This is a genomic window from Pseudomonas sp. GB2N2 (assembly GCF_054897705.1).
In genome coordinates, this window is record NZ_CM142701.1 from 2,228,748 (window position 1) to 2,247,589 (window position 18,842).

Consider the following 18,842-nt stretch of genomic DNA (forward strand, 5'->3'; position numbering starts at 1 on the left):
TGCACCACTTGGAGGTTTCATCATGTTTAAACTGACGCCCCTCACTGCCGCCATCCTGGTCATTGTCAGTGCCCAGGCGATGGCCGACGACAGCATTTCCAGCCAGGACCAGACCGGTACCGCCAACGTCGCCGACGTGAAGCAGACCCAGGCGCCGTTCAGCTCGGCCTTCCAGCAGCAACTGGGCCAGGGCAACGACGCGGCCGCCGTGCAGGATTCGGCCACGAGCACCCTCGAGCAGACCCAGATCGGCGACTTCAACGCCAGTTACGGCGAACAGTTGTTCGAAGACAACAGCAAAATCACCCAGCAACAGACCGGCAGTCTGAACACTGCCCACGCCAGCCAGTCCATCGGCGTCGGCGGCGGTGAAGTGCTGCAACAACAGCAAGGCACCGGCAACTTCTCGTTCGTTTATCAGGACAGCCAGGAGGGCACAACCGGGCACACCTTGCAGTTCGGTGACGGCAACGAAGCCAATATCGAACAGATCCAGCTCGGCACCGCCAACAACGCGTTGATCATCCAGTACGGCAGCACCAACTACGCCACCGCCGAACAGATCTTCCACATGGGCGGCCAGATCGACATCAACCAGGCCGGCACCAATAACTATGCCTACGGCGACCAGCGCAACGGCGTCGGCGGCAACCTGAGCATCAACCAGCTCGGCGACGGCAACGGCAGCGAAGTCTGGCAAGACGGCCAGACCGCCAGCAACGCCACTGTCCAGCAGATCGGCATGACTAACGAAACCGTAATTGACCAAAGCTTCGGCGACAGCAACACCGCACAGGTCTTCCAGGTCGGCGACCTCAACGCGATCTATGCCGACCAGTTCGAGTCCACCGCCTCGACCCTGGCGCTGTACCAGACGGGCACAGGCAACGTGCACTTCACCTACCAGACCGGCGAGGGCCATACGCTCACCGCCACTTCCGTGGGTAGCGACAACAAGGTCTACGCCAGCAACTGGAAAGGTCCGCAAAAAGGCGGCCAGTTCGGCAGCAACCAGACCGCCACCATCACCCAGACCGGCAACGCCAACATTGCCAATTTCACCCAGGACGGCGTCGGCCACGTAATGACGACAAGCCAGACCGGCACCGGCAACAAAACCACGGTCAAACAGGCTGAGAATTACAACGAGCTGTACTTCGACCAGAACGGCAGCGACAACATCCTCATCTCTGACCAGCGCGGCACCAACAACCTGGCGTCGGGCAGCAGCAGCGGCAGCGGCAACAGCACTGACTTCAACCAGGAAGGCACCGGCAACCAGGCGCTCACCAGCCAGTGGGGCAGCGACAACCAGATCACTGTGAAACAGGCTGACACCATGAACGTGGCCTACGTGACCCAGGGCGGCACCGGGAACGTTGCCAATGTCGATCAGAGTGGCGCGACCCAGATGGCGACCATTCAACAGATGGGTTCGGATAACCGGGCGGCGGTGATGCAGAAGTAATTGAGGTTGTTCAGATCCTTCCCCCGCAGAGCGTGGGAAGGATCGTGCGTCTGCGCTATACCTTCGGATCAATGTTATCCAGTGCCCTATTCACCGCCAGGTCGGCCAGCATGATGAGCCGCTGGATACCCAACAGCATTTTTTGCTGCGGGCCGCTGACAAACACCGCGAAATCACAGGCCATGACACTGGCTGAAGCCAACGATTCGCAGGCGCTTGCCAGCAGGGTTTCGGTGTCGATGTCTGGGGCGATGACGTACAGGCTGCTGGGTATGAGGGGTGATGATTCGGGGGGATTGGGGGTTGGTTTTGGCATGGGGAAAGCTCCTTGATCAATGGAGCCGCCACACATTGCTGCTAAACAAAGGGGTGGCGGCTGTGCGCGGGTTAGCAGACCAGGGATCAAGGAACCCGGCGCACCGAAGTGCCCCACGCACAGCCACCATAAAACGCAGTCCTACCCACGCAACATTCGCGCAGAAAGGTCGGGAGGTGATACTGGCGTGCCTTGAAATTGTCCGAGCTGCTAAACCCGTTCGCTGAAATTTCAGCGACAAGCAAACAACAGAGACCCGTACCAAAGCACACAAGCCGGCGGATTCTGGCGTAGGTGTAGGCAACGACGCAAGAAACTGTAGCTTTCAGGAAGTAAACCTAAACACCGTTAAACAACCCCCCCAGGCCAACCCATTCCCTGTGGGAACTGGCTTGCCAGCGATGAGGCCGCCAGCCTTTCGATGATCACGAGGCCGCCATCGCTGGCAAGCCAGCTCCCACAGGTTTGCGCATAGTTACAAATCGATGCCACGCATCGGACCAACCCGAAAAAATCGGATCTCCCCCTACATTACAGAGTGACTCCTCCGGCATCCGTCCACCAGAGCACGTTACCTTCTCGACCACTGAGTTTCAGAATAACTCAACAAAGTAACTTACCACTGGGCGCTCGCGACCCAGTGGTACATGTCGAGATAGATGGTTAAGGCCAAACGTTAGTTCAAGCCCAAATTAGCCAAAGCTTCCTTCACGATTCCATTTACAATGATTGCATTTCCCGCACCGCTAGCACCCACCGCACCGGCAATAACATTACCTTTTTTAATAATATCCCCACCACTTAAAAAGAGTACTTTGTCGTGATGAACCAGATGTTTGATTAAAAATGCATCTAGCAGAACACCACCATCACTGCCCAGCTTTTCAGCAAACGCCAGCGTGTTTTCTTGGGCCAGATGAGCTGTGAATGCTTTTTTATAGCAAACTTCATAAAGCTCGGAGCGCGATCCGTCGTCCGCAACATAAATCAGTTCCTTACCGGTGTGATCCAGAACTGCCACGCCTACTTGACGATTTTGCACTCTCGCAATTCGAATTACTTCTTCTGCAAGTACCAAAGCTTCGCTGCTTGTGAATAAGTTTGTCATTGTATTTCCTTTGTTGGATTTTCGAAAAGCAAGCGTTCCATGAGGGACCGTTGCAACCAGATCCAACTTAGGGGTTTGACATTTTTCTGTCTACTATCAGAAGTAATAGTTAAGTGCCAACTTTAAACTTGAAATTGATTACCGCAGGATTGGATATGTATTCGACCAGCAAGAAATAGATCGGCTGAGGCCACCTTCGCGGGCAAGCCTCGCGCCTGCCAGGATATTGAGGGCATAAGCCAGGTCGGCCCGCAGGCCGCCTCGGTTCACTCTTCTTCAGGCACCTTGTTCTGGGTCAGATAACGGTCAAGCGTCTCACTGCTCTGCGGCGAATTATCCCCCGCCACCTGCCACAAATGCCGCTCGATCCCCTGCGCCAGCAGATGCCCCACCGCCGCCTCGATCGCCGACAACACACACAACTGCGCAGGCTCGTTGGTGGTGTAGCCAACCTCGGCCTCAAGCAACTTCTTGAACTCGATAAACTTGAACACCCCGGCACTGCGACCCACCGAGTAAATGGTCTTGCTGGTCATCACATTCGCCAGCACCTGCCCACTGCGCACGTCCACCGCCCGCAGGTTCACTGTGACTTGATCGACGCGATACTCCCGGGAAATGTCGATACCCAGATACCGCGCCCCTTCCCCGCCGCTTTTCACATTGGTGTCGTAGGCAATGATCCCGCCTTCGAGCATCATGTTCGCCGCTTGCAGCGGCGGCAGTTCAGCCTGGATGTTCACCGGCGTATTGGGTTTCTTCTGCGACGCGCGGATGATCTTGCGCTCGGTCAGCAGGTTCTGCAGGCCTTCGCGTTCGAGCACCACGAACCAGCCGCTGACCTGCAACGCGTCCATCAACATACTCGCCGCGCCCTGGGTCACGCTGGTGGAAAACGAGCTGGCCGGGGTCGGTTTGTACTGCCCGGTCTGGTCGCGAAAACCATACACCACCGCCATCAACCGGCCCTTGGGTCGCGGCATGTTGATCAGGTCGTAGTAGGTCGACGCCCTCGGCGTCAGGGTCGGCGTTTCCGTGTCCTGCTCAGCCCCGATGGGCTCGCGCAGACTGCACCCTTGCAATGTCGCCAGCATCAGCCCTAGCAGAATTATTTTTTTCATGTCCTTTACTCCCCATCCGCCCGAGTCCCGTCAAGGGGACACGCCACTCACCTGGATTTCCGAAACCTCACCGGTTGCCCGGTCGGTCACGACGATGCTCAATTGCCCGGAGTCATCGACGACGTTGACGATGAACGCGTCGGTGGTCAGGCTCCCCGTGTTGCCCGAGGAAATGTTGTCGAGCAACTGCCCGAGCAACCGCGATTGCAACTGACTGGTGAACCGCTCCAGCGCCGACGTCCCTGTCGCGGTCGTGCGTTTTTTCAAGTCGGGATCGTCGTAATCGTTCTGGGCCTGGGCGTTATTGAGCAGCCAGGTTCCGTTCAACGGGTTGCCGCCAAACGACGGATTGATGGGCTGGTAGACCAGCTCCGTGGCCTGAACCAGGCCACCACTGCCGAGCCCGAGCAGGCACAAGCCCACCCATGCCAGCCCGGAGCGCTGCGAGCACATTTTTGTTTTCATAATTCGTCCCTCTCAAGGTCCGTTGTGTCCTGCAACAAGGCTTCCAGCTTGCGCTGGACGATCTGCCCGCGAACCCAGTCGGCGGCGTCATAGGCGTCGTCCTTGAGGTCCACGGTGTTCGGCGGCAGAAACCGCCGGTAAACCAGGCGCTGCTGATATTCCACGGTAACCAGGGCGCCCCAGCGCGCCGAAGGTCGTTCGCGCACCACCAGGTTGAAATCCATCGGGCTGGTGGCGCGCAGGCGTTCACTGAACGAGTAATAAAAGTCATGGCCGATGTGCGAGATCGTGTCATCGACGATGAAACCCATCATTTCGTCCTCTTCGCCGGCCGGGGCGACAGACGCCGTGAGCATCAGGATCACCGCCACACAGAAGCGGTTCATGGCTGCAACGCCTGAGGCGCTGTCGACTGGCCTTTCGCAGGTCCCGACGGGCCGTCGAGGAAGGCTTTTTCGGCCACGAACTGCCAGTCCCGGTAACTGGCCATGCCGGTGAAGTCCGACCACTGGCTGGGGAAATCCACCTGCTTGAGTGGCTTGTCCGTTGAGGCGCTGTTGAGGCCGGTGATGCGCCCGTCGAAACCGCGCATCAAGTTCCATTCGCCGCCACCGATCGGGTCCGGATACAGCTGACGCAAGTGATGTTTGGGGCTGGGAAAACGTTCGTCCTGCAGCAGGTCCTCCAGGGCTTTCGGGTACTGCGCCAGCCCCGGCGAACTGCGGTAATAGCTGCGTAATGCCTGGGCGTACTGGGTGCCGACCCAGAGCAACTGGCGCTCGCGGTCACGCCGCGAGGCGGTGGCCCACAACTCGCCGGCACTCGCCAGGCCCATGCCCATCACCATGATCAGCAACAGCACACCCAAATAGGTGAAACCGTCCTCGCCGGCCGGCTTACCACTCGGAATACAGACTGCCATCACGCGCCCTCCCGGTGGCACCGCTCTTGATATCGGCGACTCCGCCCGCTACACCGTCCGGTGGCGCGACCAGGACCCAGAGGTCCTTGCGTTCGGCAATCGGGTCCATCGGCGGATTGCGCAGGTAACGTTGCTCCACCAATTGGTCGAGCGAATCGGGATAGCGCCCGGTGTCGCCGTAATAATGATCCAGCGCTTCACGCATCGCCGACAGGCTCTGGCGCAGCGTGGTCTCTTTCGACGTTTCGAGGCTGTTGAAATAGCGTGGCAAGGCGATGGTCATCAAGGTCGCGATGATTGCCATGACCACCATCAATTCCAGCAGGGTAAAACCCTTTTCCCGACGCATATGCTCACCACTCCCGGTAGGCGATGCCGTTGAGCCCCTTGCCGCGCACCTGGGAGTAAACGTCGAAGACGTCCTCGCCATCACGCGGGTTTTGAGCCGTGCTGTCATAGGAGCGCAAACCCCAGCCTCCTTCGTCGTCACGCTTCACCGCCTTCAGCGGGTCATGGGGCAAACGGCGCAGAAAATAGAACTTGGCACCCTTGGCGCTGCGCACATCGCGCACGCCGTCCACCAGCACCTTCAGGTTCGGTGGATAGCCGCTGCTGTTCAGCGACTTCTCGATGTAACCGGCATCGAACGCACGTTTGTAGGCGTCGATGGCATCGCGGATCTGATACAGCGCCGTACGCAGTTCCTGCTCTTTGCCCCGGCGCACCACGGTCTCGGTCAGTGGCGCGGCCATGCCGGCCAGCAGGCCGACCAGGGCCAACGTCACCACAACTTCGATCAGGGTAAAACCGCGCTGCGAGGCGTTCATGATCAAGGCTTCCCGATTTCGATTGAAGTCGTGGTACCGGCCACCGAGCGCTCCATCGACGGGGTCGCCGGATTCGAAATGGACGATTCCATCCGTCGGTCCGGGGCCTGGATATGCATGCTGGTTTCGGTGCCGGTCGGAAATTCCATGTCCGACGGGCTCTGGTACGGCAGGTTGCGCACGATCCGAGGGGTGATCGACAGCACCAGTTCGGATTTGCTGACGTTGTCCTTGTTGCTGCCGAACAACCGGCCCAGCCCAGGGATGTCGCCCAAGCCTGGAATCTTGTTGCCGGTGGCGCCATGGTCGTTGCGCATCAGGCCGGCGAGAATCTGCGTTTCGCCGTCATGCAGGCGCAAGGTGGTCTGGGCGTTGCGGGTGTCGACCTGCACCGGGATCGTGCCTTGACGGGTCGGCTCCAGCGGCGTGGCGTTACTCACTTCGAGGGCAATCTTGATCGCCACTTCGTTGTTCAGGTGCACGGTTGGCTGCACTTCCAGCTTCAGACCGACGTCGAGGTAGGTGACGCTTTCAGTGATCACCGGCCCCTGGGTCGACGGCACCGAGGTGGCGCTGATGATTGGCACGCGCTGACCAATGTGGATGCGCGCCTGCTCGCGGTTGCTGACGCGAATGGTCGGGCTGGCCAAGGTGTTGATGTCGTTGTCCTGGGCGTTGATCTTGGCCTGCGGCGACGGCGAGATACTGATGCGACTGGAGTTGATGCCCTTCAGTTGATCGAGAATGGTCACCGCCGAACCGTCACCGTTGACCACGCCAAAGGTGTTCGGCCATTGCAGGCCCAGGTCGAGAATGCGCTGGGTGGCGACTTCCATCACTTCCACTTCCAGCACCACTTCGGGGTTGGACTGGTCTTGGGATTGCAGGAGTTTTTCCGCCATGCGCACGGCGTCTTCGGTGTCGCGCATGGTCAGGGTGTTGAGGCGCTCATCGACGAACACGTCGCGGGTCTTGAGCATGGTTTTGACCATGTTCAGCGCGGTGTTGGCGTCGATGCTGGTCAGGTAGAACGTGCGCATCACCAGCTCTTGATAGTCCTTGAGCTTCTGCGGCGAGTCCGGGTAGATCAGCAAGGTGTTTTCGTTCACCACTTTCTGGTGCAACTGGTTTTGTTGCAGCAGCAGTTCCACGGCATCTTCGATACGCACGTCACGCACGAAGATCGTGGCTTTCATGTCCGGGCGCAGGTCTTTGTCGAAGATAAAATTCAACCCGGCGACCTGGGACAGCACTTCGAAAATGGTTTTCAGGTTGGCGTCACGAAATTCCAGGGTGACTGGCCGATCTAGGCGCGTGCGCAGCTGTGGATACGCCACCACGTTGCGGCTCTGGACCAGGCGGATGTTGCCTTGCAGTTCCAGGGCGCCGCCATTTTGCGGGTCCAGTTCGAGGATCTGTTTGACCTGGCGATCGGCACCGTAGATGTCGCCGCGACGCAGGTCGCCACGGGCCAGTTCAAGTTTTTCGTCCATGCTGCGCAGGTATTCGAGTTGACGTATTGCATCCTGGGCACGGCGGTTGTTCGGCTCGATGGTCAGCACCCGGCTGTAGCTCACCCGGGCGGCGGAAAAGTCCCGGCGCGCGCGGTCAGTGTCGGCATCGGTCAGCAGCGCATTGATCGCTTTGACGCGGGCGGTATTCAGGGCCAGGTGCAGATCGGTATCCCGAGGGTTTTCGCGCAACCCTTCCTGGATCCGCGCCAGCGCGGCTTCGTATTGCCCCTGCTCGACCAGCTCGGATGCCTCCTTGTTGGCCACCTGCGCGGAACTGCAAGCGGCGAGACCTGCACACAGGCACAGGCTCATCAGCAAACGGTTTCTGTTCATTGCGTACTCCCCACAGACAAGGTCTGCGACACATGCAAAGGCAGGTAGACAAAGCTCAGTTCCACGTCGGAAATGCCCTCGATCCGCCACGTTTCGTCGATCACATCCCCTTTGCGTACGACGTATATTTTTTCGCCGCTCTGCAAAAACACCTGCAGATCGGAATGGTCAGACAGGCGGCCAACGAACTGGAAAGGCATCGGCGGTGCGCTGGGGATTTGCACCACCGGGGTCAGGTTGACGGGTTGTTCGGTGACGCTGGCCAGGCTTGGTGCGGCTTTCCAGCTGCCGGCGGCGAACAGGTCACCCGCGGGGCTCAGGTCTTTCACCAGCGCCGGTTTACCAGAGACTGTCGCGCCAGCCACGGCAGCGCCGGTTTTCCTACTGGCCGCAGGAGCGACGACCGCCCCAGCCGCATCGCCGTCATCCGCCGGCATCCAGTATTCGGGCAACCAGGCCAGCGCCGCCGCGATGCTGAAGAAGCCCACCCACCCCGCTACGCGTTTGGTATTCATCATGACCTCGACAGGTAAAGGGTCATGCGGATCCGCCCGGTCAGATCGGTGTCGGCGATTTTCTTGCGCTGAAACTCCACGTCCTCCACCACCACCGCCGGCAACTGGCCGAGCAAGGCGTGCAGGAAGCGCCGCAGTTGCGGGTAGCTGCCGCGTACCGGCAGCAAAATCTGATAGCGCGCCAGATGGGTTTTGGGATCGATGCCCAATGAGTATTCACCGCGCGCCAGGGTGATGTGTTCCTGGGCGGCCAGCGCGTAAATCTTGTCGATGGCGACGGTGGCCTGGGGCTGCGACGGCAACTTGCTGCGGAAGTCGTCGAGCTGGCGTTGCGGCACTACGGGGGCGGCAATGCTGCCGTCTTCGACCTTGGCCAGGTACTCGCTGGCATCGCGGGTCTGCTGGCTGAGGTGTTGCAACGACTGCCATTCCGGCATCAGCCCCGCCAAGCCGTAGACTAACGCCAGCAGCAGCATCGCCAGCCCGGCCAGACCGGGAATGCCCAGGCCTTGCAGGTATTCGTGGACGATCAATCTAGGGATTCGCATCGCCAATCTCCCAGCTAGCCGACAGGTTGAATTGCACCGGATGCTCCGGCACGTTGGCCACGATTTCATGGCTGAGCAGCGACACGTCGGACAGCTCGTCGCTGGCTTCGAGGTTGCGGTGGAAATCGAGCATGGCGTCGAGGTCTTTCGCCTCGGCGCTGATCCGCACCTGGCCTTTGCGGGCATCGGGGGTCAGGGTCAGCAGGGCAATGTTGTCGCGCGGCATGGCTTCGAGCATGGCGAACAGGTTTTCCCAGGGCCGGCGCAATTGCTGCGAGACCTTGCGCATCTCGGCGAGGTTCTGCGCCTGCTCGCGGGTTTCCGCCGGGGTCAGGCTGACCTTGCTGCCGGTGTCGCCGGTGAGCACACGTTGGGTGGTTTGCAAATGCCCTTGCTGTTGCGCGAATTCTTCGCCGAGGTGTTGCTGGACCAACAAGCAACCTAGCGCCAGTACCACACCGCCGGCGAGCAGGCTCCAGCCCAACGGGCCCGAGCGACGGCGCGGCTGAAAATCGAGGTTGAGGGCGCGCATCTCAGGCCACCGCCCGGGACATCACGTACAGGCAATCCCGTACGGGTGTCCGGCCTTCTTCGAGGGTGCGCAACTGCACATCGGGGACGTCGGGCTGTGCGTCGATACGCGCGGGAGCATGCAGATAAACGTTCAATGGCCGTTCGCTGGCGGAGGCCTGCAATTGGCTTTCGCGACCGATCAGTGCGCTCAACGCGGCATCGCTGTCGCTGCTGCCCACCGAGCGCACCGAGCTCCAGCGACCTTCCCGGGCCACTAGCAACACACTGCGCACCGGTTCAGCGACGACGAACAGGAAGTCGCCGGCATCGAAGCTTCTGTCGAAGTGATTGAACGCTGCCATCAGGTACGGCTGCACCGATTGCAGGCGCACGCCACGGGCGCTGACCAGTGTGCGCAGACGCATCAGCAACTCCTCGGGCAGCGCGCTGGCGATCCGGTCGTAGCCTGCAGGTTCCGCCGAGAGCACCAGGCGCCACGGTTGCGCCGGCGCGCCGTAGAGGTCCTCGAAGCACAGCCGGGCGAAGCCGAGCAGTTCGTCGGGGCTGCTGATCTGTTCACTCCAGGGCACCAGGCAAAAACGGCTGAAGTGCCCGGAAATCACCACACTCAACTCGGCGCCGGCGCGGGTGTGATCGGCGAGCAAATGGTCGAGGGTGTCCAGCGCCACGGCCCAGGCATGGAAGCCTTCGTCGATGAAGCCGACGCTGCCCAGCCACAGGGTTTCGCTGCCCCGGCGCTGGCCGAGGCCGACACCGCTGGCGCCGATGACGGCGACAAAACGATCACGAGACAAAAGTGACACGATTGATCTCCTCGAGCGTGGTCCGCCCTTCCTGAACCAGTTCCAGGGCCGACTCGCGCAGCAGGCGCAAGCCGCGTTTGCACGCATGGGCCTTGATTTTCGCAATCGGTTGGCGCTCGACGATCATCTGCCGCAGCTCGTCATCCAGGTGCAGCAGCTCGGCAATCGCCGTGCGCCCGCGATAACCGGTGCCCCGGCAATGGCCGCAACCCTTGCCGTGCACAAAGTGGTAGTGATCGACCTTTTGCGGATCGAGCCCCGAGGCGCACAGTTCGTCGTCGCTCGGCTGGCTCGGTGCGCTGCAACTGGTGCAGACGAGGCGGATCAAGCGCTGCGCCAGCACGGCATTCAGCGCCGAGACCAGGCTGTAGGGGTCAATTTCCATCTGGGTGAAACGGCCGATCACGTCGAACACGTTGTTGGCGTGGATGGTGGTGAACACCAGGTGCCCGGTGAGCGCCGACTGCACAGCAATTTGCGCGGTATCAGGGTCGCGGATTTCACCGACCATGATCTTGTCCGGGTCATGGCGCAGGATCGAGCGCAGGCCGCGGGCAAACGTCAGGCCTTTCTTTTCATTCACAGGGATTTGCAGCACGCCCGGCAATTGATATTCCACCGGGTCTTCAATGGTGATGATCTTGTCCACGCCGTGGTTGATCTCGGTGATCATCGCGTACAGCGTGGTGGTCTTGCCGCTGCCGGTCGGGCCGGTCACCAGGACCATGCCGTAGGGTTCGGCGGCGAGGCGGCGCAGTTGGCGCAGGGTTTCGTCTTCAAAGCCCAGCGCCTGCAATTGCACGCCGCAGACCTTGTCCGCCAGGTCCTGTTTGTCGAGCACCCGCAGCACCGCGTCTTCGCCAAAAATGCTCGGCATGATCGACACCCGGAAATCGATCTGGCGGCCGCTGATGCCGATCTTGAAGCGACCGTCCTGGGGCACGCGCTTCTCGCCGATGTCGAGTTCGGCCATGACCTTGACCCGGGAAATCACCTGCTCGGCAAACTCGCTGCCCTGGATCTTGCTGATGTTGTTGAGCACGCCGTCGATGCGGTACTTGATCACCAGGCCGCTGCCGGTGGTACCGAGGTGGATGTCGCTGGCGTGCATTTTCAAGGCGTCGTAGAGCGTCGAGTTGACCAGTTTGACGACGACGCTGGCGTCCTCGCTGATGCTGGTCAGGGACAGGCTTTGCAGGGTATCGATTTCGATGTTGGCGTCAGCCTGGGCGTTGAGCGATTCCACCGCGTGGAAGCTCTCTTCGTGGCGCGCCAGATAGGCTTTCAGGTCGTCGGCATGCACCAGGTACAACGGCGCGCCGTGCAGGCAGTCATCGATCCAGGCCAGACGCGAGGTGTCGAAGGGATCGGCAAAGACACCGATGACGGCATCGTCGTGACGCAGCAGGATGAATTCGCGCTTGAGGCATTGGGCCAGGGTGACCCGGTCGAAAACAGGCGTGGAGTTGAACAGGCTGTCGGTGTCAAGCACCGGGTAATGCAGGGTGGCGCCGAGGCACTGGATGAAGGGCATGGGGGCCAGTTCGCACAACAGCCCAAGGGCTTCAAGCATCCGCTCGCCGGAGCTGGGTGCCCTGGCGCGGGCCTGGGCCAGTTGCTCACTGGAAAAACGCGAAGGTACGGGTTGCGACTGCGCCGGTTCGACGACAAGGGATAGACGGTCCATGGCTTGCTCTCCAACGCCGGGGGCTTTGAGCCCTGTCGACGCGGCAAGCAATTACGGTGGTAACCGGAACGGCTGGTCGCGCCACTACTCCCCGGTGAGCAATTGTTCGTCGTCTGGTGCCATGGCGGTCGAACTTCGTCGACGATCCGCCAGCACCCAACTGCCGTCGTACAACTGCAGCGGGAAACTCTCGGTCCTGCTCTGGCGTCGTTCGACATAACCTTCGGATGTGCTCACGCCTGCTTTGGGTTCGCGCTCCATCCCCAGAAGGTCGCAGACTGCTCGGGCCAACTCCGCCAACGGAAAGGGTTTGAACAGGATATGGCTGACTCCCAGTTGCCGGGCCCGCTCACAGACTTCAGCGGTCGGGTGCCCGGTAATCAGCACAAAATGGCACTTCCTGTTCTGGCGGATGGCATTGAGCACCTCAAAACCTTCCATATCGGGCAAGCGGTAATCAAACACCATCACATCGGGCGCAAACCGTTCGGCTTCGCCGATACCCGTCGCTCCGTCGTGTGCAATCCGTACGTCCAGCGCTTGCGCCTGAAGGTAATCCTTGAGGTTTTCCGCAAGAAGCTGTTCGTCTTCGACAACCAGCACTTTATTTCGCAAAGTGTTTCGCAAAGTGTTTAACAAGGTGGACTCCTTGAAACCGCAGGTCCGATTTCCGAACCTGGCCGAGTGCGCCTTACTGAGGCTAACGCACACTTCATGCCAGGCTGAGCGCCGGTTGTTTCACCACTGCATGTGGTTGATATTCATGGAAAAGCCTTTTCGTCCAGGTACCCCCTCCCCCAAAGACGGGGAAGCACACGGATTGCCACTGAAGCTTTTCCCCCACTATTGGGGAGAACCCTTCATTCGTCGTCAATCCGTTCGATACGATTGTTCGACCGCAACTGCGCCAGAACCTGTCGACGAACCTGAACCTGTTGCTGTCGGGCAAGGTAAACCCGGACGCTTTCAAGCCCCTGTAATTCTGTGACATCGGTGGCCTCCCGGTGGTTCTGTAGATAAATCAAATGCCAGCCCAGGGGTGTGCGCACCGGTCCAGTGAGGGCTCCGTGGCTGATTTTCACCCGCATCTCTACTAAGCGTAGTCGCGCCGCTTCAACTGTGGCGGCGTCGGCGTCCCGAGGCAGTTTGATCAGGATGTGCCGCACCTGCACGTCCTCCGGACGGCTCCTCTCGGCGCGGTGTTCTTCGTAGAATGCGCGGACCTGTTTTTCGTCCGGGCCGTCGACTTTAGTCAGCTCGGCAAACACCTCTTGGGCTGCGAGTTCACGCCGGGTGTATTCGATAAATCCGGCCTCGTCGAACCCGGCGTCGTTCAAGCGACGCGCGAATGGCTCAGCGCCGCCGATGGCTTGCCGGGTCTGGTCAACCTGGCTTTGCACCGTCGCATCACTGATCACCACCCCGCGCTTGACCGCCTCCTGCCACAGCAGTTCGCGGTCGATCAATGCGTCCAGCGCCTGTTGCCGAAGCTGTTTGTACGCCTTGGGATTGCGAATGCTGCCCAGCGCCCGGCCCTGATCGTCGAGGTACTCGGCAAAGTAACGTTCGAGGCGAAATTCGGAAATCTCCTGGCCATTGACCCGCGCGGCGGCCGGACCGTTGCTGGCGAACGCCACGGGCAACCACAGGATCACGAGCATTAGCAGCATCAGCAGCGTTTTGAAGGTCATGATCGAATCCTCCGGTCAGGGCGTCGCAACAGTCGATTTATAAGGGGCAACCAAAAAGAAGCGCTGGCCGGGCAGGTCCACGGTCACGATGTGCGCGCCGCTCAAGCCCTGGCGCCGGCCCGGTCCGAAGCTGATCAGCGGGGTCAGCCCGGTATCGAAGTCATGCAGGCCTTCCAGCGCGTTAATCAACTTTTCGCGGCTGGCGTCACGCCCGGCCTGTTTCATGCCTTCGCTGAGCAGCAGCATCGAACTGAACGCGCCGACTTGCAGCACCGCGTGTTTGCCGTCGAGCCCCTGCTGCTTGCGCAATTGGGTCAGGGCCTGACGGCCGGCCGGCGTCCAGTCACTGGGCACGAACGGATAGGACAGAAACACCCGCCGGGAAAAACCGCTGGGCACCTCCAGAAGGTCACCCGCCACCTGATTCGACATGGCGAACAGGTAAGGCACCTGTCCCGCCGTCTGCAACCGTTCGGCGAGCAGGCTGAAACCGCCACCGCAGCCCAAATAAAACAATGAGCGCGAGCCCAGCGGCAGCTCGTCCTGTGCCGAGTCGTAGGCCTTGAGGCTGACATTTTGCCAGGCGTGATCTTGCAGATACTGGCTGAGGGTCTGCGCCGCCAATTGTTGCCCGGGATGGTCGGAATAGGTAATCAGCGTCGGGCCCTGGAGCACGCGCAAACTCGCAGAGGCGTAGTCGGCCAGGGCGATCAGTTGCTCGCGTATCCCCGGCATCGGTTCAAAAATCTGCCGGCTGCTCTGTGCCGCGCCTTGCAACGAGATCGGGCCGATCAGCGGGATACCCGCTTGCTCCAGACGCGTGACCAGTTGCGTGTCGAGTGCCGGGACCAGCGGCGCGATCAGGGCAAACACCTGGTCCCGATCGATCAACTGATCCAGCGCCCGTTCGGCACTGGCACGGTCCGGCCCCGGATCAAGGATCGTCAGGCGCAACTGGCGACCATGAATCCCGCCCGCCTGGTTGATCCGCGCCACGCTGCCATTGAGCACCGCCGCCACCGTTGCGCCCTCCTCGGCCAGCGGCCCGCGACTGGGCAACAGCGTGCCCAGGTGCAAGCTGTTGGGGGTGAGGCCAGGATCGCGTTCATCGGCCAGGCGTTTGAGGTAGGCCGAGAGGTTGCGTTGGTCGTTCATCGACAACATGAACCTCGGCATGGCCGGGTCGAGGCGATTGTTGCCTGGATCGCGTCCTTCCTGAATCGCCCGCGTCAACGCACCTTCGGTGTACGCCGGGTAGGTGCGGCCGTTGATTTGCTGTTGGCCGTAGGTGCTGGTCAGCCGCGACCAGCTCAGGTCCGGCGGGCGCACCCCGCCCTCGGGCCGGCCCAGACCATCGGCGCCGTGGCAATTGGCGCACGGCAGGCTGGTGGCCGGCAGTAACATGCCCGCGGCCCCGACCCGCGCCATGATCGGTTCACCGCTGCCCGACAGACCCTCGCGATAAAGCCGTTTGCCGGCACTTTCGTCGGGGCTCAGGGACAACGTTTCAGCCGCGCAATACGCACTGTGGATCAGAGGCAGCCCGATCAGGAGCAGGCCGAGGATCAGGGATACTTTCATGGCGCGGGCTCAGCGGTCGGCCACGGGCATTGTCAGCAACTGCAAGCGCTGGGCAATGGCGGCCGCCGGGGCATCGGGACGAATTTTGCTCCAGCGCTTGTTGGCCACGTCACCGACGATCAGTTGCGTCGAATGCTGTTCAGGCGTGGGCACGATCTGGCCGATGCGGCCCAGCACCAGGTCCATTTGCGCCTTGTCGCCGGTAAGAAAAAGCCAGTGGGGCCCATTGACGCCCTGTTTCAAGGTGTAAGCCTTGAGCACCGCCGGGGTGTCCCGCAGCGGATCACTGGTAAGGGAGATAAACGTGATGCCGTCTGCCTTGTCGCCCAGTAACTCGCGCACCTCCTTGAGTTTGCGGGTGATCAACGGGCAGGCGTCGGTGCAACTGGTGAAAATCACGTTCAGCAGCACCACACGGTTGTGCAACGCATCGCTGTAGAACCGCAGGGTCTCACCGTTCTGGTCCTGCAACGGCGTGTCGGTGAACCAGGTTTTTGCATCACGGGTTCCGCTCGCCGGTCGCTCGTCGGCCACGACGGGGGCCACCATGGAAGCAAGTTCCTGGTGCCCTTCGTGGGCGAACGCCGAGGCGCTGAAAATCCAGAAGCACAGGCTCAGGGCAATCCAGTCGATGAGTCTCATGGCTGCTGCTCCATGGCAATGGCGGTGTGCTTGGCGTGGGCGTTGCGCTGGCCGCTGAGTTTTTCCACTTCACGGGTCAGCACGGCGGGGTCGGTGAAACCGTAATAGCGTGTCCAGTGGCGGCTGTTGCCATCGCCGACGAGGATCAGTGGCTGATGGTTCTTGAAGTCGCCGCTGAAAGTACCGAGGCCTTTGAGGGTGGCGTTGATCGATTGCGCACTGCCGGTCAGCCAGCTCCAGCCCGGACCGTTCTGGAAGTTGCGGGCGTAGTCGTTCAGGCGTCGGGCGTCATCGCGCTGCGGGTCGATGCTGATCGACACCAGTTGCACCTCGGTGCCGACCCGCGCACCGAGTTTTTTCTGCACTTTGCCCATGATCGACGACACCACCGGGCATACCGTGGTGCAGCTGGTGTAGATGAAGCTCATGACCACGATTTTGTTGGTCACCAGGTCTTTTTCCAGGCGCACCGGTTTACCGTTCTGGTCCACCAGCGCGACGTCGACGAACTTGACCTGGGCGCTCTCCGACGTGGCTTTTTTGGCCGGCATGTCGTGCCCGGCGTGTTCATCCGCCGAGTGCGCCAAGGCCTGGCCGATACCGGCGGTCAACAGGCAGAACGTCAGCAGTCCACGGTGTGCGAATCGGGTCATGTCGATTTCCTCTTCAGTGGGCATCGCCGGGCAGGACCCGGACGCTGGCAAAAGTCTTGTCGTCGAAACTGGCGCCGAGGGACGCGGCGCGCACGTGCAGGTACCAGGCGCCGTCACGGTCCAGGGTCACCGGCGCTTCATAGATGCCGTTGCCGACTTCAAGGGCCGTGACCGCCAGCGCGCGGGAACTCGGGGCGCGGAAGTAACGCACCTGAACATCCTTGACCCCGCTGCGCTGAGCCTTGTGCTGACCTTCAACAATGCGAAAGCGCACGGTGTAGGGGCTGTTGATTTCGGCGGTGGCCCGGTCGAGCATGAACTCGACTTTCGGCACCCCGGGCTTGCGGACGAGGGTTGTATCCGGCTCAACCAACGCGGTGAAGCAATGGATGATGTTCGGTTGATTGAGCAGGAACGCCACGTCGAAACGCCCGGCGTTCGGCAGTTTGATCCGCGCGCTGTACAGCCCCGGCTCGACTTCGCGCAGGCTGCGATCGATGACCATCGCCGCTCGCGCCACTTGCCCGCGATTGGGGTAACCGGACATCGGTGCGTTCATGCCTTCGGCGTAGAAGTAGGTGGTGTTGTCCACCGGGTTGACCACGAACACCGCATTATCGTCCCGCGACACCGCGAAACTCGACGCCAGCGGCAAATCACCGGCCAGGCGAGGCGCCTGCGGCCCGGCTTCGAAGCCCTGGCTGATCGGCTTGCGACCTTCACCGAGTGACGCCAGGTTGATCATGGTGACCTTCGGCGAGGCGAGCCCGCGCACGTAGGCATAAGCGTTGGTGAACACTACTTGGTAGGGTTCGGCGGACACGTCCACGTCATGGATCAGCGAATCAGTGGCCGCGTCGATCACGCCCGCCTGGTTTTCCAGGGTGTTGAGGACGATGCCGAAACGTCCGTCAGCGCTGAAACCCATCGGGCCCAGGCCCTGTTTCAGCTTGATCACCCGCCGCACCGACTGGCTAGCGGCGTCGACCACGGTGACCGTGCCGTCCTTGCCATCCGCCACATACGCGGCGTCGGACAGTGGCGAGTACGCCACCGACAACGGGTTCGAACCGGTCTTGAGTTGCTTGATCAGGGTCAGGCTGGCGATGTCGATGATGCTCAGGGTGCCGTCGTCGCGGTTGCTGACGAAGGCGAAACGGCTGTCCTTGCTGAAGGCGATTTCGTGATGCCCGCGGCCGGTGGCCAGGTGTTTCAGGGTTTTGAGGCTGCGGGTGTCGATCACCGTGACGCCGGACTTTTGCGCTTTCGCGGCGTTGTTGCCGACCCACAGCAGGCGTTCGTCCGGTTGCAGGGCCACGCGCACCGGGTGGCTGCCGGCCGCCACCGAATCGAGGACTGTGAATTGCTCGCTGTCGATGACGGCGACTTCATTGGCGGTGGGCATCGACACGAACACGCGTTTGTTGTCCCTGGGGGTAACCCAATCCATCGGCGGTTGCTTGATGTCGATCCGGGTCATGGTGCTGGTGATGCCGCCCACCGAGACGGACGGGTCGACCACCGAGACGCTGGCGTCGCGGTTCATCACCAGCAGGAAATAGCTGTTGAGGTCGAGCAGCGGCCGCGCGCCAATACTCGATTTGAGGAACACCCCGACCCGGGATTTGCAGCTCTGTTCACGGCCCTGGGCCTGGTCGGCGGCGACGGTTTCCGGGTCCAGCCAGGCACCGGGATTGACGCCGGAAAGGGCTTGGCCGGAAGCGCTGTCAGTGACCCGGAAGCGCACATCGGCAAACTCGCCTTCGCGCAACACACCGTCCGCGGCCAGTGGTTTGACCTCCAGCGCAACCGACACACCGTCGCGCTGCAGCGTCTGGCCGCTCCAGGTGTCGGGCAGCGCCACTTCGCCGCGCATGGCCGTCGGCGTGGTGCGCCAGACGCCGAGCCACAGCAGCGCCACTGCGACCAGCGAACACCCGGTGATTTTTATTGTTCTATTCATGTGTCCTGTCCTCGTCCAGATCCGCGCCGGCCTTGCGCCCGCCACCATTGACCTGTGTAAACCCAATCCCCTGCAGGAGCCGGCTTGCCGGCGATGAGGCCTTCAAAACCTGCATCGCCCTCCGGGCCGCCATCGCTGGCAAGCCAGCTCC

Annotated in this window: 21 protein-coding genes; 1 reads left to right on the plus strand and 20 read right to left on the minus strand. The window is 61.2% G+C overall.

Features of this window, described 5'->3' with window-relative positions; genetic code table 11:
• Positions 1-22: 22 nt before the first annotated feature.
• Positions 23-1,468: a curlin gene (locus tag ACYZT4_RS10110; RefSeq protein ID WP_461987415.1), complete on the plus strand. Its 1,446-nt coding sequence runs from the start codon at positions 23-25 to the stop codon at positions 1,466-1,468.
• Between the two features lie 55 nt (positions 1,469-1,523).
• Here the strand turns inward: ACYZT4_RS10110 and ACYZT4_RS10115 are convergent, their stop codons facing one another.
• The 20 genes from ACYZT4_RS10115 to ACYZT4_RS10210 form a co-directional block, all read right to left on the minus strand.
• A complete protein-coding gene (locus ACYZT4_RS10115) occupies positions 1,524-1,784 on the minus strand; it encodes a DUF6124 family protein (protein ID WP_461987417.1) in 261 nt (86 codons plus the stop codon).
• Positions 1,785-2,460: 676 nt separating this feature from the next.
• Positions 2,461-2,892 (minus strand): heme-binding protein, encoded by a 432-nt coding sequence (locus ACYZT4_RS10120; RefSeq protein WP_461987419.1) that lies wholly within the window; start codon positions 2,890-2,892, stop codon positions 2,461-2,463.
• A 266-nt stretch (positions 2,893-3,158) separates the two neighbouring features.
• Positions 3,159-4,013 (minus strand): CsgG/HfaB family protein, encoded by an 855-nt coding sequence (locus ACYZT4_RS10125; protein WP_461987420.1) that lies wholly within the window; start codon positions 4,011-4,013, stop codon positions 3,159-3,161.
• Between the two features lie 30 nt (positions 4,014-4,043).
• Positions 4,044-4,478 (minus strand): curli assembly protein CsgF, encoded by a 435-nt coding sequence (locus tag ACYZT4_RS10130; protein ID WP_461987422.1) that lies wholly within the window; start codon positions 4,476-4,478, stop codon positions 4,044-4,046.
• Positions 4,475-4,864, minus strand: coding sequence for a curli production assembly/transport protein CsgE (gene csgE, locus ACYZT4_RS10135; protein WP_461987424.1), 390 nt, complete (start codon positions 4,862-4,864; stop codon positions 4,475-4,477). Before csgE ends, ACYZT4_RS10130 begins: the two co-directional genes overlap by 4 nt.
• Positions 4,861-5,400 (minus strand): type II secretion system protein, encoded by a 540-nt coding sequence (locus ACYZT4_RS10140; RefSeq protein WP_461987426.1) that lies wholly within the window; start codon positions 5,398-5,400, stop codon positions 4,861-4,863. Before ACYZT4_RS10140 ends, csgE begins: the two co-directional genes overlap by 4 nt.
• Complete coding sequence (locus ACYZT4_RS10145; RefSeq protein ID WP_461987427.1) at positions 5,375-5,749, minus strand: type II secretion system protein; 375 nt, start codon at positions 5,747-5,749, stop codon at positions 5,375-5,377. Before ACYZT4_RS10145 ends, ACYZT4_RS10140 begins: the two co-directional genes overlap by 26 nt.
• Positions 5,750-5,753: 4 nt before the next feature.
• Complete coding sequence (locus ACYZT4_RS10150; protein ID WP_461987429.1) at positions 5,754-6,227, minus strand: type II secretion system protein; 474 nt, start codon at positions 6,225-6,227, stop codon at positions 5,754-5,756.
• Positions 6,228-6,229: 2 nt separating this feature from the next.
• Positions 6,230-8,074 (minus strand): secretin N-terminal domain-containing protein, encoded by a 1,845-nt coding sequence (locus ACYZT4_RS10155; RefSeq protein ID WP_461987430.1) that lies wholly within the window; start codon positions 8,072-8,074, stop codon positions 6,230-6,232.
• On the minus strand, positions 8,071-8,589 hold the full coding sequence (locus ACYZT4_RS10160; RefSeq protein WP_461987432.1) for a hypothetical protein: 519 nt from the start codon (positions 8,587-8,589) through the stop codon (positions 8,071-8,073). The genes ACYZT4_RS10155 and ACYZT4_RS10160 overlap by 4 nt, the downstream gene beginning before the upstream one ends.
• Positions 8,589-9,137: a GspMb/PilO family protein gene (locus ACYZT4_RS10165; RefSeq protein ID WP_461987433.1), complete on the minus strand. Its 549-nt coding sequence runs from the start codon at positions 9,135-9,137 to the stop codon at positions 8,589-8,591. Before ACYZT4_RS10165 ends, ACYZT4_RS10160 begins: the two co-directional genes overlap by 1 nt.
• Positions 9,124-9,669 carry a PilN domain-containing protein gene (locus tag ACYZT4_RS10170; protein ID WP_461987435.1) on the minus strand — a complete coding sequence of 182 codons (546 nt, stop codon included), beginning with the start codon at positions 9,667-9,669 and terminating at the stop codon, positions 9,124-9,126. The genes ACYZT4_RS10165 and ACYZT4_RS10170 overlap by 14 nt, the downstream gene beginning before the upstream one ends.
• A gap of 1 nt (position 9,670) precedes the next feature.
• Positions 9,671-10,474, minus strand: a complete 804-nt coding sequence (locus ACYZT4_RS10175) for a hypothetical protein (RefSeq protein ID WP_461987436.1) — start codon at positions 10,472-10,474, stop codon at positions 9,671-9,673.
• Positions 10,455-12,161, minus strand: a complete 1,707-nt coding sequence (locus tag ACYZT4_RS10180) for a GspE/PulE family protein (protein WP_461987437.1) — start codon at positions 12,159-12,161, stop codon at positions 10,455-10,457. Before ACYZT4_RS10180 ends, ACYZT4_RS10175 begins: the two co-directional genes overlap by 20 nt.
• Positions 12,162-12,245: 84 nt before the next feature.
• Positions 12,246-12,776: a response regulator gene (locus ACYZT4_RS10185; protein WP_461988636.1), complete on the minus strand. Its 531-nt coding sequence runs from the start codon at positions 12,774-12,776 to the stop codon at positions 12,246-12,248.
• A 245-nt stretch (positions 12,777-13,021) separates the two neighbouring features.
• Positions 13,022-13,852 (minus strand): SurA N-terminal domain-containing protein, encoded by an 831-nt coding sequence (locus ACYZT4_RS10190; protein WP_461987439.1) that lies wholly within the window; start codon positions 13,850-13,852, stop codon positions 13,022-13,024.
• Between the two features lie 15 nt (positions 13,853-13,867).
• Positions 13,868-15,433, minus strand: coding sequence for a cytochrome c/ABC transporter substrate-binding protein (locus ACYZT4_RS10195; protein ID WP_461987441.1), 1,566 nt, complete (start codon positions 15,431-15,433; stop codon positions 13,868-13,870).
• Positions 15,434-15,442: 9 nt separating this feature from the next.
• Positions 15,443-16,075: an SCO family protein gene (locus tag ACYZT4_RS10200; RefSeq protein ID WP_461987443.1), complete on the minus strand. Its 633-nt coding sequence runs from the start codon at positions 16,073-16,075 to the stop codon at positions 15,443-15,445.
• The gene (locus ACYZT4_RS10205; protein WP_461987445.1) at positions 16,072-16,728 is read right to left on the minus strand and encodes an SCO family protein; all 657 of its coding nucleotides are present in this window, start codon (positions 16,726-16,728) and stop codon (positions 16,072-16,074) included. Before ACYZT4_RS10205 ends, ACYZT4_RS10200 begins: the two co-directional genes overlap by 4 nt.
• Positions 16,729-16,741: 13 nt before the next feature.
• Complete coding sequence (locus ACYZT4_RS10210; RefSeq protein ID WP_461987447.1) at positions 16,742-18,691, minus strand: YncE family protein; 1,950 nt, start codon at positions 18,689-18,691, stop codon at positions 16,742-16,744.
• Positions 18,692-18,842 lie beyond the last annotated feature (151 nt).

Bases quoted from the DNA above. Each gene is read 5' to 3' on its own strand.
- ACYZT4_RS10210 (WP_461987447.1), bottom strand. From the start codon at position 18,691: ATGAATAGAACAATAAAAATCACCGGGTGTTCGCTGGTCGCAGTGGCG.
- ACYZT4_RS10205 (WP_461987445.1), bottom strand. From the start codon at position 16,728: ATGACCCGATTCGCACACCGTGGACTGCTGACGTTCTGCCTGTTGACC.
- ACYZT4_RS10190 (WP_461987439.1), bottom strand. From the start codon at position 13,852: ATGACCTTCAAAACGCTGCTGATGCTGCTAATGCTCGTGATCCTGTGG.
- ACYZT4_RS10150 (WP_461987429.1), bottom strand. From the start codon at position 6,227: ATGAACGCCTCGCAGCGCGGTTTTACCCTGATCGAAGTTGTGGTGACG.
- ACYZT4_RS10120 (WP_461987419.1), bottom strand. From the start codon at position 2,892: ATGACAAACTTATTCACAAGCAGCGAAGCTTTGGTACTTGCAGAAGAA.
- ACYZT4_RS10155 (WP_461987430.1), bottom strand. From the start codon at position 8,074: ATGAACAGAAACCGTTTGCTGATGAGCCTGTGCCTGTGTGCAGGTCTC.
- ACYZT4_RS10200 (WP_461987443.1), bottom strand. From the start codon at position 16,075: ATGAGACTCATCGACTGGATTGCCCTGAGCCTGTGCTTCTGGATTTTC.
- ACYZT4_RS10125 (WP_461987420.1), bottom strand. From the start codon at position 4,013: ATGAAAAAAATAATTCTGCTAGGGCTGATGCTGGCGACATTGCAAGGG.
- csgE (WP_461987424.1), bottom strand. From the start codon at position 4,864: ATGAACCGCTTCTGTGTGGCGGTGATCCTGATGCTCACGGCGTCTGTC.
- ACYZT4_RS10195 (WP_461987441.1), bottom strand. From the start codon at position 15,433: ATGAAAGTATCCCTGATCCTCGGCCTGCTCCTGATCGGGCTGCCTCTG.
- ACYZT4_RS10165 (WP_461987433.1), bottom strand. From the start codon at position 9,137: ATGCGAATCCCTAGATTGATCGTCCACGAATACCTGCAAGGCCTGGGC.
- ACYZT4_RS10160 (WP_461987432.1), bottom strand. From the start codon at position 8,589: ATGAATACCAAACGCGTAGCGGGGTGGGTGGGCTTCTTCAGCATCGCG.
- ACYZT4_RS10170 (WP_461987435.1), bottom strand. From the start codon at position 9,669: ATGCGCGCCCTCAACCTCGATTTTCAGCCGCGCCGTCGCTCGGGCCCG.
- ACYZT4_RS10110 (WP_461987415.1), top strand. From the start codon at position 23: ATGTTTAAACTGACGCCCCTCACTGCCGCCATCCTGGTCATTGTCAGT.
- ACYZT4_RS10145 (WP_461987427.1), bottom strand. From the start codon at position 5,749: ATGCGTCGGGAAAAGGGTTTTACCCTGCTGGAATTGATGGTGGTCATG.
- ACYZT4_RS10115 (WP_461987417.1), bottom strand. From the start codon at position 1,784: ATGCCAAAACCAACCCCCAATCCCCCCGAATCATCACCCCTCATACCC.
- ACYZT4_RS10180 (WP_461987437.1), bottom strand. From the start codon at position 12,161: ATGGACCGTCTATCCCTTGTCGTCGAACCGGCGCAGTCGCAACCCGTA.
- ACYZT4_RS10140 (WP_461987426.1), bottom strand. From the start codon at position 5,400: ATGGCAGTCTGTATTCCGAGTGGTAAGCCGGCCGGCGAGGACGGTTTC.
- ACYZT4_RS10130 (WP_461987422.1), bottom strand. From the start codon at position 4,478: ATGAAAACAAAAATGTGCTCGCAGCGCTCCGGGCTGGCATGGGTGGGC.